Raw genomic sequence first — 14277 nt, 5'->3', positions numbered from 1 at the left:
ATCAGCGAACTTTTCTGAAAATATCTTTACGCCGCTCGACAAGGGATTCAATCGATTCCCTGTAATGCCATTCAATCACATCATACCCTGAGTCCCTGCAGGCCTGTCGTTTGCGCAGGTCTTCTTCCCTGACACTTTGCCCATCATGTACCGACCCGTCACAAAAAACAAGCGTGAAGCCTATTGCTGTTTTGTAGACAAAATCAGCACTGACATAACATCCCGGCACGTTGAACTGTGCCCTGTCAGGCAAGGCAATTCCATTTTTATATAAATATTCGATAAACGGTTTTTCAGTCGATGAATTAAGATCGTAATTATCAAGCAGATAGTGATACTGTTCATCAGGTGATTTGCCTCCCTGTTGATGATCAATTGTGCAACCCAACAGCCGTTCCAGAGCATCCTTTATGGCAAACCGGTCGAGTTGTTCATGATGCCGTTGGTTGTAGTATGAAAGCAGGTCATCATAGGAGGCTTTGGGAAGCTCCGGATTACAATCTTCATGAGTTTGAGGGTCAAAATGCATTGCCGTGTATGCTTCAAGAAAAAGCTGCTTGAGAGCCTGGGCACTTTCAATAAGCTGTGACAGAATACCAAGACTGCCCTCTGAAGCTTCATACACAAGAATATTTTTTTCTTCACCTCTTCCCATAATCCAGACGCCGATCTCCCCTTCTTCAATCTGAAACTGCCTTTCCAGAGCCCGCTTTAAAGCAAAAGAGAGGGATACTACGCCATCTTTATCAAGCCCAAGTTCCTTTACCGGCTGGATGTAGAGAATATCAGCAGTGTCCGTAGTGTATAAACGGACATTCATAACCGGATCTTCCGGATCAGGCTTTTCAAGTTCTTTTGTTCTCTTCCATCTGCCTGACTTTTTACCGATAGCAAAACCATCGTCCTTATTTTTGGAGATCTTCCAGCGTTTATTGATCTGAATCAGCCGTGCGGCCTGATCATAGATAACCTGTAAAAGCGGCTGACCTCCATCCCTGATGGTCACCTGTTTCGTCCCGGCTATCCCTTTGGCAAATGAGAAGTATTGCTCAATATCAAATCCTGTTGATGTTCGCTCCTCCTCTTCACAGGAAATTCGTTCCTGTGGGCGGGCTTCGGATTCTCCAAGTTCAAGCAGGTTATTGTATATGCTTACGTTATCCTGCCCTTTAAGCTCTTCGCCCGTTATCGGATCGTTATTGACACCCCGGCCCTCATTATCGAGCAAAGCATATCCGGTACTGTTTGAAATCTTGATTGCATGCTGGCTGGCATCGGCTTGCATCACCTGCATCCTTGTAATGCGGTACTTTCCTCCGTTATGGTAGATCAGGTTGTTAGGACCGAACTCTTTCAAGGCAACAAAGCGAGGGCGTGAAACAAATTCACCCTTGTCCATATGCCGATAACCAAGAAAAGCCCGTATAGGAAGACGCGTAAAATTATATCCAGGAAGGAACCCTTCGGCGGCAAGATAACGGAAGATGTAAAATTCGGAATCATTACCATAGGCTCGTTTGTTGTCATTCAGCAATAGACTGCGTTGCCGCATCCCGACATTCTCATCACGCTTGGCCTCATGTTTTTTCGGATTATCAGAGCCAACAGAAGGATCATCAAGAACAGCTCGGGACAAACCGATCAGATGATTAGCTCCCCGATAAAGCTCCCTCCAACGATTGAAACTATAATCAAACTGCTTTAAAAAACTTCGGCAATGGGCAATAAACCATGCATCAGAGTACCAGTAGGACTTTTCTATCCCGGCAATACCGGAGGCAAACTGCCTGAAATTATCAGTCCAATCAGCAGCATAAGCGTCAAGCTGTTCCTTGATATGAAGCGATACTCCTGCTTTTATGGGTATATCCGGGAGTTGCCGTACATCAAGGATATCTTCAACGGAAGAGCGCATGTCACTCAATCCGAGTTCCATCAGGACATATGCGTTGAAATGAGAGCGCACGAGCTCTTCATTGGTGAGATCGATATTTGGAGGAACAACCGCACCTGAAACCATTTTTTTGCTCTCTTTGAAATAGTTCCGGTCATGCGGAGAGCCATTTGAGCAATAGGTGAAAATAAGTGCCGCCTGACCGCTTCGACCTGCACGTCCGCTCCGCTGGGCATAATTTGCCGGGTTTGGAGGGACGTTCCGCATATGAACCACATTAAGCTCACGGATATCTATTCCAAGCTCCATAGTCGGAGAACAGAATAGCGCAGCTATTTCACCTTTCCGAAAACCATTCTCCCTTTCGATACGGTCTGTATGGCTTAACTGCCCTGTATGTTCCCTTCCGGTCAATGTTCGACCAAAAGAGCTGAAATCCTGCTGGTAAAATTTCTTGAAAAAGTCGTTGGGTTTCTGTTGAACAACACCATTATAACTTTGAATGCGTACTTCGTCGGGGAGAGTATCCTGACCATTTCCCAGTTCCCAGTAGATACTGTCGATGCGGAGTCGAAATCCGACACAATCACCTTTTGTACCGTGAACTTTTTCTGATCGAAGAAAGTTACCTCGCTCCAGCATTAAACAGATCGCTTCAATTGCATCCGAGAGTTCCGAGCCATGCAGCGAACCAATCGATTTTCTAGTTGATAACCGCCTGATATATTTACCAAGGTTACTCTGTGGGCCAACGCTGGCCGTATACATTCTATAATTGGTCTCACCTACGGAACGGGGCAAAAGGATGTATGGGGTATCTATCTTTTCATCCTGTTCGAGTGACCAGAGCTTGTTTTCATCAAGTTTTAGTTTGAGGCGCTCTTCAGTTTCAATCCTCTTGTCTGTCAGTTTGTAATATTCAAACGCATAGGAGGTTCTGAAAAAATTGAGTACCTGAAGCAAGACTGAGTACCTTTCTGCGGCGGAAAACCCGTCAAAAAAAGGTATGGTCTCAAAAAAACGATTCTGTTCTGAAAACTCCTGAAGTCGGCGATACCCGATATTCAGCAATGCACACTGTTCAAGGTTAGGGGTATTGTATCGCCACCCTCTTTTCAGATCGTAGAGTATTCGGATAAGGAGATAGTCTTTTATAGCCCTTTCGTTTTCCGGATCGGGCCACCCCGGGTCGGTAGAGGGGATTCGTGCATACTCATCTTCAGGAAGGTTCAACTTTTTGAAAACTTCATCACCTATTGTATCAACAGTGAGTCTATTTTCGGGTGCCGCTTTGAGTGCATGGTAGATTGTTGAACGCATCATACCAAGCATCATAAAGTCATTGAAATGACCAGCCTGCAGTGACGCGTCCTGTCTGTTATCAGTAAAACTTAATAGCTTCTGACTTTCAGCGGCAACCCGCTCTTCCTGAAGTGCCTTGATAATGCTGAACGAGATGATTGTGGTCGCCGTGCTTCTTCCCTCATTGCCAATCCTCATCAGTTTGGTGTTCTCGTTTGTTTTAGCATCGAAAACAACACCGGAGGTAGGATCAATCAACAGCCGTGCGGGAACATACCAGCCACATAAGGGAAAAGTATCCTCTGAGGAAAACGTCCCCTCAGCATCGAAAAACACTTTCCGGGGAAGTTGGTGTTCGTAATAGTTGTGTAGCGAGGATCCGGATTTATTAACGTTAAACCAGCTTTCCGGCAGGAGCTCAATTTGCTTTTCGCTCCATATTTCATCACCATTTTCGGGGATAATGAGATATCCTGAAGAAAAATCACTTCCCGTCAGCTCCCTTTTGGGCAAGCCAGTTTTTTTGTCACCCTTTAGGTCATCCCTCACGATCCTTTCAGGAAGATCATCCGGGTTTCTTGGCAGAAATTTTCCATTCTCTTTACGAACACAGATAAATTCATACCCTGAGTAGCGGCTGAATACAACAGGAAACAATGGTTTGTCCTGGCCACTTTTACGGATGTATCGGTTGGTTTCGAGCGTTATATCCCGTTCATCCCGTCCATCAAGCGTGACGTACACATTGCCGGTTTGAGCGATAAATTGATGGATTTTAAAGGGAAGATATGTATCCGATCGTAAAAGACTATCGGTATGAAGAGTATTAAGCTGTTCTATCCATTCAAGAAACCGGATAATCGAATGCCTGCAATTTTCAAAAGAGTCCTGTGAATCGTCTTTGAGTTTTTCAGCTATCTGCGCTAATGTTTGAGGATCTTCTCTTTCTACATGACCGTCCGGGTATCGCTTCAAGGCGACCCTGTTTTCAAGCCATATTGCAAGGGGGTTACTAAAAAATGATTCCGGAGTCAATTCCAACGGTAATGAACGGGAAATAGCCTCCTGAAGATCAAAACCTTTTGGAATGGTTCCTTTGTAGTTTGTACATGACCTTAGCTTTTCATTAACGATCTGCTCTGCGCTAAAGGATTGACCAAATATCTTTTCCGCAACAAGGGCAATTGCATTTTTCTTGTCAGCAGGTGAGCCTTTGCTTGCAAGGGTGGCAGATGTCCCGATAAAAACAAGAGGCGAATTGGCAATTTTACTTATGCGGCGAATAAGCATGGAAACATCTGACCCCTGCCTTCCGCGATACGTATGCAACTCATCAAAAACAAGATATTCAAGATGCTTCTTCAAGCTCTCCCTCAGCCATCGCTCACTAATCCTGGTCATGATGAGTTCAAGCATCATGTAGTTAGTGAGAATAATGGATGGCGGATCATCCTTTAACCTGTTGCGAGCCTCGTCATTTTCCTGACCGGTATATTTTGCGTATGAGATTGGAAACCGATGCTCTGTTTTTGTTTTAAGAACAGCAATGATTTCATCAAGACTTTTACCTGCTTCATCAAAAGACACTTCCTGACTCATTGACGACTTCAGGTAATTGATCTCGTATTTCTTTATCTCCTCTTCCTGTGAATTGATCAAGGCATTCATCGGATAGACAATAATGGCCTTGATACCTTGAGTACCGCTATTTTTCAGGATCTTGTTAAAAATTGTTGCAAGATAGGTCAACGATTTGCCTGAACCGGTACCGGAAGTCACAACAAAACTTTCGCCGTTAACGCCTTTTTTAATGGCCTCAACCTGATGAAAATAGAGGCTGTACGATCCAAATATTTTTTTCAGGTCTTCGTGGATGAGACCCTGCTTCTCAAGTTCCAGAAGCGATTCGCCAAGTTCAAAAGAGGGGTTGAATTGAAGCAGCGGTTCTGGTAAAAAAAGGCCCTTTTCGAATGCGTCCGTTACCTTTTCCTTGATGCGGATATCCCTGATATTTGTGAAGCTGTTGAGGTAGTTTTTGTAATCCTCAACAATCGCTTTATGAATTTTAAAAGCCTGCATCAGTTTTGAAGGAAGTTCCGGTTACAGAAAGGCAACTCACGAGTCAGTTCATGCCAAGAAAAACATTTCATACTTGAACATGGACAGCGGAATATTATGCAGCCACACGGCATACGCTAAATCTGAAAACCGTCCATCAGCTAACTCGTTACATAGTTTTCAAATATACGATTACCATGAAACCACGGCAAGAAATTCGGTCGTAATTATCTGGTAAATTTCAGGGTTGAAGAGATTTTGAATTTTGAATGCAGGATGCTGGATTAACAAGAAGAGGAAGAAGGGGTGTTGCGACTTTTTTTTCTACCGATATGCCGTCCCTCCGGGACTCAAGGAAAGCCCCGACCAGACGTGAAACACCGTCCGGGACGTTCATGATTTACTGTACTTGCTGTGTGTTCAGTGCGAACTTGAGGCTGGTGGAGATGAGAAGATTTTGAATGCTGAATACCGGATTCAAGCTTGTAGAGAAGAGGAATGGAAAAATGTAACGCATTAATACCTACCCAGTAGTATCGTAATCATCGAGTTCAGGATCTCGCCTGTTTCGGCGACATATGGAAGAAATATAGAGGCCGCTTAGAAGGTTTTTTTTTACGAGTTGAAAATCGATTCGAGCCATCCTATGGCTTCAGGATAATGATCTGTGTCAAAAACAAATTCCTGACCTATCGCAACACATTGCAATATCGCATGACCATCCGCCTTCGACCATCGTTTACTCACATTCGTATGGTAACTCAACGGTGGTTTATCAGCATCCGGATAAAACCATTCTGGCAGTTCCCACAGAGACCTCTTCCATTGGCCCTTTTTGGTTAGGCATAGTGGATTATCCTTGTAAGTTTTGAATACACCTCCCCCAGGTAATCCCCACTTGATATCACCTAACTGTAGCTGATCACTGGCAATATAAATACAATTTCCCTGCTCAACCGGTTGATCTAACTCACAATGAGGATGATATTTAGCCCATTCCGGTATAGCGTCAAACTGTGTTTGCGGGTGAAGTATTGATCCAACTTGTAACCAACCGAAAATGACGTGTTTATCCTCAGCACCTTTCTTGTATTCATATCTACCCGACTTATTCAGTACCTCCCGAAACCATCCAAAAAAAAGAAAAAGATCCCCAATACCGACACCCTGGTTCACAAGGTGACCCTGTGCGGCTCCGGATGTCCCAAACATTGGCTTCCACCCATCACTCCTTGAATATGAATCCGGATTTAGATCCGGGTCCAAATGCACATGACTATTCCCCTTTACATGACTATTCCCCTTTTTACTGGTCAAATCTTCCACAATGTTCGAGATTTTCGATCCTGAAGAGTTTTTTGAGCTTAAATGATCGTAAGTCAGCTTCGACTTTGCCGGAATTGGCAAAGAAAGCATTGATCCATCTTCAAAAATCGGACTTGGCACCCATCCATTCTCCGAATCGAAACCTTTTCTGCTCAATATGATTTTCACAATGAGTCCCTTATTGGTTTATCTGCCACTCTCGATCAATTCAATAATATACTGGCACTTATGACCTTTATCAAGAAATTCGGTCGTAATTATCCGGTAAAATCAGGAAGAGCTGAAGAGATTCTGAATTTTGAATTCTGGATTCTGGATTGAATAAAAAAGAATGATAGGGGTGGCGACGACTTTTGTTCTACCGATATGCCGTCCCTCCGGGACTCAAGGAAATCCCCGACCAGACGTGAATGATGGATTCCGGATTGGGTGAAACTCCGGGACGCTCTCGACTAACTCTACAAAAGAGAGCCGAGGGGACATCCTATATTGAAACTACCAAACACATAGTTTTACCGTTTACACAATAATCCCACCGGTGCTGTTCACAGCACAAAATAAAAAGGCGGGTTGCTCACTTCTGTAGAATCTCGTACCTTATCGTTATCTGGTATTCGACATGCTGATGAACGGCTGTCAAGCATCCTTTGTCCAGGTTACGAGATTCGAGTGAGAGGCCCTAAGTGTCCCGCACGAGGTCATAGCCTCAACGTTCGTATGAACAGGCACTCCCGCCGAATCCCAGGCTTTTCAGCTGTTTGTCAGCTGTTGTTTAGCTGATCATAGGTAAACATCTCTTTTTTCTTCATCAAAGTCCAGGCTATTACCAGCATCTTTGCTGCCAGTTTCACCCGTACGACCATGTAGATCCCTTTTTCACGTTCTCTGCCCTGTAGTTTGCTTGCAAACCATGTGCTGAACAGGCTGTTACTGTTTGAGGCTACTAAAGCCGCATGACAAAGAGCAAAACGTAGATCAGCCTGTCCTCGTTTGGAAATCACCGGTGCGGCGTTGGCTGCTGGTTTTCCGCTTCTCGATGCACTCAGGTCAAAACCAGCAAGCTTGAGCACCTGTTTGGCATGATCGAACCGGCTTGGATCACTGACATAAGCAAGTATTTTTGATGCCGTGTCCGGCCCAATCCCCGGAATACTGAGCAGGTACGGGTACTCTTCAATACCAGCGCACAAGGTCAGGATAACCTTATCAAGCTTTTGTATTGCTGCTCTGATATCCTGCAATTACTTGATCAGAACCGTTCCTTCGTAGACGGCCGCAACTCCAGCGTTGCAGCCAATCGACCCTTTAGCGCTTTGCCAGATCTGGTATAAATGCTCCTCCTGTTTCTGCGTTCTTCGGGCACAGACAACGGTATTATAAAACGTGTCATACTCCATTTCGGCGATCATCACAGGATCACAACAGTTGCCGATAACCGATAGACTGTCCCGTTGACAAGTGTTGATATACTGGTCCATTTCAGGAAAGTAAAGCGCCAATAAATTATTCCTGATTCGAGCTTTAAGGCCTTGTTCCTCTTTTTTAAAGCGTTTTTTCAGGCTCAGCAGCTCACGAAGATCACGAATCGATTCCGGTGGATAGTCGTAGAACTGGCACTTACCTTGAGCAATCAGATCCGCAACATTGGCTGCATCTTTACGATCATGCTTGTCCCAGCGATTGTCGAGTAACTCACGGTTCTGTTTAACTGCGTTTCCTGATACCTGTACCAACTGTAATCCCTGCCGGATCAGATGCTCTGCTAATGGTTTGTGATAGTTTGCCGTAGGTTCTACCCCGAAAACCACGTGTTCGCACTGGTGAGTCAATCGTAACAGTTCCACTCTTGAGGTCAGCAGGTCAAAACCCTCTTTGTTGTTCTGAAAAATCAATTGCTTGCATAAAGTCGTGCCGTTAGCCGTACCCATGAACGCATAATGCTTCTCTTTGGCAATGTCTATTCCGACAATCAGATGTTTGTTCGAACCCCGAATCTCGGTTCGCAATTGCCGGTAAGCCGCCAGTCTTTCGGATTCTGATTGCATAACATCCTCCATTTCAAAGGGTTACAATTCAATTGGCTCCCTTTATAATTACCACAGGATATTATGAATCGTGCCCATCTGAGTTCAAGCACTATATAACGTTCATGATTTACTGTACTTCCCGTAGATACCGATAACAATCCCCCTGCGTGCAGAGCTTTCACTGTTTTTACTGCTGCTTATAACGGCGCCCTGCGTTTCAACCATAACGCTCTTGCTTATGCATTCTGCGAAATAAATCCGTAAATTACCCTTAAACACAAAATCATGAGCCGTCAAATTAACAGCCATGCCAACGATTAGAGAGCTGTCGAATGGATTTCGATTCTTTTTCTTTAGCTTTGATTGTAACGAGCCAATGCATGTACACGTGAGCAAAGGAAACAATATCTGTAAATTCTGGGTAGAGCCTCTTTCATTGGCCAATAATCATGGCTTTGCTTCAAAAGAACTCAATACGATCTACAAGATTATTCGGATTGAAAGCAACATCATAAAAAGTTACTGGTATGAACACTGCGGTCAATAACGAGCCAAGAATCAGGGCGGTTAAAATCACCCGAGAAGTAATTGCAGCAACACTTGATGACGGGCGAACGATCAGCGTCCCGCTGACATGGTCATGGCGCTTATCGGAAGCTTCAACGGAGCAGAGAAACAACTTTGAGATCATTGCTGACGGTATTGGCATCCATTGGCCAGAAATCGATGAGGACATCAGTGCTGAAGGAATGCTGTATGGAGTCCCGGCTCAAAAGCCTAAAAGAAGAGTCTCAGCGTAAACCTCTCCGCCTGCATGGCATCAGATTCGTTTCGTTGCCTCAGAACTACCTTGAAAACTTCATAGTGGCGTGTCGAAGGGACCAGGACCGTTTCGATATCCCTTAGCGGCCCGGCAAAAATATCTGCATTTTGCCCATCAGCAAAAAATTCAAGCAATCTCCTCCTCCCTTTCAACATCTCTCGATATACCCTTAAGAAATCCCCGCATTGTGGATATCTTTTTCTGCGGCACCAGCTCAATACGATCGCCATACTGTATAACCTGCAGCTTCTGGCCAGGTTTTAACTTCATTGACTCCCTTACTCTCAAGGGAATAACCACCTGGTATTTCGGTAATAAGGTAACTTTGTCCATACTATGATTTCTATTGATTGACCATCTGAAATACGATACGACCTTCGATTTCAATCGCCAATAAAAAACCGATACAAAGGCACCAAAAAACACTCTATTGTGCTACGGGATGTTCTCGACTAACTCTACCAAAAGGCATGAGGAGATTCTGAATATTGAATGCTGGCTGATGGATTAAGGAGAAGAGGTCGGAGAGGATTCGGGAGGCGGGAGAGAGGAAAATACTCGGTTTATAGTGATTTATTCTAAATTATTATCGATATTCCGATAATAGCCGCGGTAATTTCACAGACTCGCACAACCATGGAACAAGTTTGCTCGCTCGGTACCCGCATCAAATCGGTGCGTGATCACTTCGGTCTTCGCCAGGAGGAGTTTGGCGAAAAAATAGGGCTCTCCGGCAACAGGGTATCTGAAATTGAAAATGACAAGGGCGGCACCAAAGCCTCTGTTTTGATCTCAATATGCCAGGAGTTCCCCCTCAATCCGGAGTGGCTCCTCTCCGGGGAGGGATCCATGCTGAAAAAACCTGAAGAGAGCGGGATCTCCCCTGATGAATTCAGCAGGAGAATCACCTTGCTTGAAAAGCAGATGCAGCAGTTCGTCATCAACACGATCGAGCCTGAAAGTCCCTCTCTTGCCAAAGTACCGCTCTACAGCTCTGCGGTTCCGGCAGGGATGCCTGATCCCGCTTCGGATGAAATCGAAGAGTACCTTGATATGCCGGCATCATGGGCCCAGGGTAAAAAGAATATCTATGCCCTGAAGGTCAACGGTGACAGCATGGTTGATATCGGCATCATGCCGGGAGATCTCCTTATGGTTGAGGCGAGAACGACCGCACGCGACGGCCAGGTGGTGGTTGCCTGCATAAACGGTGAGGTAACCGTCAAAACGCTCTGCATCAGCAATACCGGCACCATCTCCCTGATGCCTGAAAACAAGCGCTATCCTCCCATAGCCATTACCGCTGATATGGACTTTCGCATTCAGGGGGTGGTGATGGCTGCGGTGCGCCACTACGCTTAGGCATCTCTATTACTTTGTTCCGAAGTAACGATAACGCAAGATCAGGAGACTGTCGTTAGTGGCCCATCGCTGTATATGCAAAAGGGCACCGCTAAAAATCGTCGTGAGCAGTTTGAGTGCAAGGCGGATGGAGCGCAGATACCAGAGTGTACTCGTAGTACATGAGGATATCGAGCACCACCCGACGCAGCAATCACATTGCGGAACAGATTTATAGTTGTGCCCTACATATCCATGAGACGGATAAACTCCAGTGCCTTCTCTCTCATTTCATCCTCGCCCTCATCGGAGAGCGGAGTTGAGTAGCGGATCGAATAGCCGTATTTCCCCATGTTCTGCACCAGACGGAACCAGTCGTGCGTCAGAACCCTGAAGGTGACGATCATCCCCTCCCCCTCTGAATCGGCGTGGTAGAGGCCACTGCTGAGAACGGTGGCATCATTTTTCTCAATCGAGGCTATGACCTCGGAGAGCTTCAGGCCGGAGGAGGGCACGTCAAGCTCAAGCGTCAGGCTCTCCTCTCCGAGATGAAACACCTCTGCAATTTTCTCAAGAACCACCTTTTTTTCAATCGTTCCGGCGTAGCTGCCATCATCACGGGTAACCGGAATTATCGTTCCCGGAAAGAGGAGCGCTCCCGGAAAAATGTCAAAGAGATGCTCATGAACTCCGATACCGCCCTGCTCCGGCAGCGCGAGATCGCGCAGCGAGAGCGCAGCTGTTTTTTTCGACTGGACTGCCGTCACAAGATCCGGAATCGTAACCATTGCGCAGACCTTGCCCTCATGGAGTACCGGCGCAGACGCAAGCTCCCCCTGACGCATACGGGCGTAAACTTCAGACGCCGGAGCATCATCCGTGAAAAACGGATAGGTGGTATCAAGACGGCGCTCTATACACTCACTCAGCAGCATGGCTCAATTTTTTCAACTCTGCGTTCATGGCGTCCCCCCTCAAATTCGGCGGAAAACCAGTTCTGAAGGCTTTGTTCAATGGTCGCTTTATCGGAGAAGCGGGCGGAAAAACAGATAATATTGGCATTGTTATGCTGCCGGGCAAGGGTTGCAAATTCAGGGTTACAGGCAAGGGCGGCACGAATTCCCTTGACTTTATTGGCAGCTATGGAAACGCCGATTCCTGTTCCACAGAGCAGAACACCCTGATCAAACTCACCGGCTGCAACCCCTTGTGCAACTTTACGGGCAAAATCCGGATAGTCGACAGACTCTTCATTATACGGGCCCATATCACTGCACGCATAACCATGCTTTTCAAGCCATGCGACAACGGTTTTCTTTGACTCAAAACCGGCATGATCACTTGCAACTGCTATTTTCATAATTCTTTAGCTTTAAATTTGAATGATGTTTTTTTGATGGTAGATCGGCTTAAAAAGAGTGACTGACTGTTGATTTCCGGCGCATCATTATCAACAAGCGAGTAGGTACCGTCGGCCTGCATCTGCCAGGCCTTGACATTATCAGAGAGAATCAGGTCAAGATCGGATTTAACAGAACGGATGCATGTTTTGTCAAAGACCGGAAAGAGTGTCTCGACCCGGTGATCAAGATTTCTCGGCATAAGATCGGCACTGCCCAAAAAGAGTTCCGCCCTGCCGCCATTTTGAAAATAGTAGGCCCGGCTGTGCTCAAGAAAGCGTCCCGTAACACTGATAACGCGGATATGTTCACTGACTCCCGGAATGCCGGGCTTAAGACAGCAGATACCCCGGATAATGAGATCAATCTTCACCCCTTCACAGGATGCTTTATAGAGTGCGCGTATGGTCTGCGAATCGACCAGGGCATTCATTTGCATGATGATTCTCCCCCTGTCCGATTTCCGGCTCCACTCTGCCTCCCGCTCAATCAGTTCAATGATCCGTTTTCTGGTGTTGATCGGTGAGACAAGCAGCTTTTTATATCCGGTGTGCCGGGAGTACCCGGTCAGGGCGTTGAAGAGTTCGGCAACATCATTGGCAAGACGCTCGTTAACCGTAAAGAGCGAGTAGTCGGTATAGATTTTACCTGTTACCGGATTATAATTTCCCGTACCAAGATGGAGATAGCGTTTCAGGCGGTGCTGCTCACGGCGCACAATCATGGTGAGCTTGGCATGGGTTTTCAGGCCGGGAAGACCATAGACAACATGCGCACCGACATCTTCAAGTGCCCTTGCCCAGACAATATTGTTCTCTTCGTCAAACCTGGCCTTCAACTCCACAAGTACAGCTACCTGTTTACCCTCTTCAGCCGCCTTCATCAGTGCCTTGACAATCGGAGAGTTGCCGCCTACCCGGTAAAGCGTCTGCTTTATGGAGAGCACATCAGGATCCACTGCGGCCTGGTTGATAAAATCAACAACCGGCTGAAATGAATCATAGGGGTGATGGAGCAGCTGATCCTTTGCCTTGATGGCTCCGAACAGATCCTCTCCGTACTCCTCTTCAATCCGGTTATAGGGAACAAACGGTTCATCCTTGAGTTCAGGCCTGTCAATCTTCAACAAATCAATGAGACAACCCAGACCGAGCACTCCGCCAATTTCGTAAACATTGCGCGAAGTCACCTCAAGATTTTTCATCAGCAGCTTTCTGACCGACTGCGGCATATCGGGAGTGATATCGAGCCGCACAACCTTTCCATACCTGCGTGACAGCAGGCCCTGCTCTATGGTTTCAAGAAGATCACCTGCTTCATCCTCCTCAATTTCAATATCCGCATCACGAATCAGCCGGAAGAGATGTGACTGGATAATCCTCATTTTCGGAAAGAGCTGTTCCAGATTATTCTCAATGAGATCTTCAAGCCAGATAAAGCGGATGATATCGTCTCCCGCTTCAAATCCCTCAATATCATTCAGGCGGAGCAAGCGCGGCAGTATGCTCGGAACCTTCACACGGGCAAACTTCAGCGCCCGGTTCTCCTCGTCCTCCAGCTCGATGGCAAGATTCAGTGAAAGATTGGACATGAAGGGAAAGGGGTGCCCGGTATCGAAAGCGAGCGGGGTGAGTACCGGAAATATCTCCTTTCGAAAATAGTGACGCAACACCTCCTTCTGGGATACAGAGAGTTCGGAAAAACGCAGAAACTCAATACCCTCGCGTTTCAGCGCCGGAATGAGGTCATTGTAGAAGCACTCATTTCTCTGGCTGAGCTGCTGCAGGACCATTGTCCGGATCTTTTCAAGCTGCCGTGCCGGAGTAAGTCCGTCAATGGTTCTGTCCTGAATGCCGGCTTCATACTGATCCTCAAGACCGGCAACCCGGATCATGAAATATTCGTCAAGGTTCGAGCTGAAAATCGAGATAAATTTCACCCTTTCGAGCAGCGGGTGAAAATCGGGTTGTAACGCCTCTTCAAGTACCCGCTGATTGAAATAGATCCAGCTCAGCTCCCGATTGACATAGTATGCGGTATCAAAAAAATCCGGTTGAACCCTCTCCGGTCTGCTCACCTCACTCCCTTGAAGCATAATTAGCCTGA

At 46.3% G+C, this 14277-nt stretch carries 9 protein-coding genes and 1 pseudogene; 3 read left to right on the top strand and 7 right to left on the bottom strand.

The features are described 5' to 3' along the window. Window position 1: 1 nt before the first annotated feature. From CFERDRAFT_RS07785 to CFERDRAFT_RS12725, 3 genes and pseudogenes are all read right to left on the bottom strand, one after another. On the bottom strand, window positions 2–5275 hold the full coding sequence (locus CFERDRAFT_RS07785; RefSeq protein WP_006366670.1) for a DEAD/DEAH box helicase: 5274 nt from the start codon (window positions 5273–5275) through the stop codon (window positions 2–4). A 594-nt stretch (window positions 5276–5869) separates the two neighbouring features. After that, window positions 5870–6748 carry an Nmad3 family putative nucleotide modification protein gene (locus tag CFERDRAFT_RS07780; protein ID WP_006366680.1) on the bottom strand — a complete coding sequence of 293 codons (879 nt, stop codon included), beginning with the start codon at window positions 6746–6748 and terminating at the stop codon, window positions 5870–5872. A gap of 593 nt (window positions 6749–7341) precedes the next feature. Further along, window positions 7342–8625: pseudogene (locus tag CFERDRAFT_RS12725) on the bottom strand (IS110 family RNA-guided transposase). Window positions 8626–8914: 289 nt separating this feature from the next. Here CFERDRAFT_RS12725 and CFERDRAFT_RS12100 point away from each other — a divergent pair. Both CFERDRAFT_RS12100 and CFERDRAFT_RS07770 read left to right on the top strand, forming a co-directional pair. Next, a complete protein-coding gene (locus tag CFERDRAFT_RS12100) occupies window positions 8915–9154 on the top strand; it encodes a DUF4160 domain-containing protein (RefSeq protein ID WP_076791036.1) in 240 nt (79 codons plus the stop codon). Continuing rightward, the gene (locus CFERDRAFT_RS07770) at window positions 9135–9407 is read left to right on the top strand and encodes a DUF2442 domain-containing protein (RefSeq protein ID WP_040433479.1); all 273 of its coding nucleotides are present in this window, start codon (window positions 9135–9137) and stop codon (window positions 9405–9407) included. Before CFERDRAFT_RS12100 ends, CFERDRAFT_RS07770 begins: the two co-directional genes overlap by 20 nt. A 149-nt stretch (window positions 9408–9556) precedes the next feature. On the opposite strand, the gene CFERDRAFT_RS07765 is transcribed toward CFERDRAFT_RS07770, so the two are convergent. Next, window positions 9557–9763, bottom strand: a complete 207-nt coding sequence (locus tag CFERDRAFT_RS07765) for an AbrB/MazE/SpoVT family DNA-binding domain-containing protein (RefSeq protein ID WP_040433477.1) — start codon at window positions 9761–9763, stop codon at window positions 9557–9559. A gap of 303 nt (window positions 9764–10066) precedes the next feature. Between CFERDRAFT_RS07765 and CFERDRAFT_RS07760 the strand changes: the two genes are divergently transcribed. Beyond that, window positions 10067–10792 carry a S24 family peptidase gene (locus CFERDRAFT_RS07760; protein ID WP_006366663.1) on the top strand — a complete coding sequence of 242 codons (726 nt, stop codon included), beginning with the start codon at window positions 10067–10069 and terminating at the stop codon, window positions 10790–10792. A gap of 224 nt (window positions 10793–11016) precedes the next feature. Here CFERDRAFT_RS07760 and CFERDRAFT_RS07755 read toward each other — a convergent pair whose 3' ends face one another. Genes CFERDRAFT_RS07755 through ppk1 form a run of 3 tightly spaced genes read right to left on the bottom strand, consistent with a single transcriptional unit; the run spans window position 11017 to window position 14266 of the window. Next, window positions 11017–11706, bottom strand: coding sequence for a CBS domain-containing protein (locus tag CFERDRAFT_RS07755; RefSeq protein WP_006366662.1), 690 nt, complete (start codon window positions 11704–11706; stop codon window positions 11017–11019). Then, the gene (gene rpiB / locus CFERDRAFT_RS07750; protein ID WP_006366660.1) at window positions 11697–12131 is read right to left on the bottom strand and encodes a ribose 5-phosphate isomerase B; all 435 of its coding nucleotides are present in this window, start codon (window positions 12129–12131) and stop codon (window positions 11697–11699) included. The genes CFERDRAFT_RS07755 and rpiB overlap by 10 nt, the downstream gene beginning before the upstream one ends. After that, window positions 12128–14266: a polyphosphate kinase 1 gene (ppk1, locus tag CFERDRAFT_RS07745; protein WP_040433475.1), complete on the bottom strand. Its 2139-nt coding sequence runs from the start codon at window positions 14264–14266 to the stop codon at window positions 12128–12130. The genes rpiB and ppk1 overlap by 4 nt, the downstream gene beginning before the upstream one ends. Between the last annotated feature and the right edge of the window lie 11 nt (window positions 14267–14277).

Origin of the sequence: Chlorobium ferrooxidans DSM 13031, from assembly GCF_000168715.1 — a bacterium.
GTDB lineage: Bacteria > Bacteroidota > Chlorobiia > Chlorobiales > Chlorobiaceae > Chlorobium > Chlorobium ferrooxidans.
This window is presented reverse-complemented; position numbering and strand designations above follow the sequence as displayed.

Bases quoted from the DNA above. Each gene is read 5' to 3' on its own strand.
- CFERDRAFT_RS07785 (WP_006366670.1), bottom strand. From the start codon at position 5,275: ATGCAGGCTTTTAAAATTCATAAAGCGATTGTTGAGGATTACAAAAAC.
- CFERDRAFT_RS12100 (WP_076791036.1), top strand. From the start codon at position 8,915: ATGCCAACGATTAGAGAGCTGTCGAATGGATTTCGATTCTTTTTCTTT.
- CFERDRAFT_RS07770 (WP_040433479.1), top strand. From the start codon at position 9,135: ATGAACACTGCGGTCAATAACGAGCCAAGAATCAGGGCGGTTAAAATC.
- CFERDRAFT_RS07765 (WP_040433477.1), bottom strand. From the start codon at position 9,763: ATGGACAAAGTTACCTTATTACCGAAATACCAGGTGGTTATTCCCTTG.
- CFERDRAFT_RS07760 (WP_006366663.1), top strand. From the start codon at position 10,067: ATGGAACAAGTTTGCTCGCTCGGTACCCGCATCAAATCGGTGCGTGAT.
- CFERDRAFT_RS07755 (WP_006366662.1), bottom strand. From the start codon at position 11,706: ATGCTGCTGAGTGAGTGTATAGAGCGCCGTCTTGATACCACCTATCCG.
- rpiB (WP_006366660.1), bottom strand. From the start codon at position 12,131: ATGAAAATAGCAGTTGCAAGTGATCATGCCGGTTTTGAGTCAAAGAAA.
- ppk1 (WP_040433475.1), bottom strand. From the start codon at position 14,266: ATGCTTCAAGGGAGTGAGGTGAGCAGACCGGAGAGGGTTCAACCGGAT.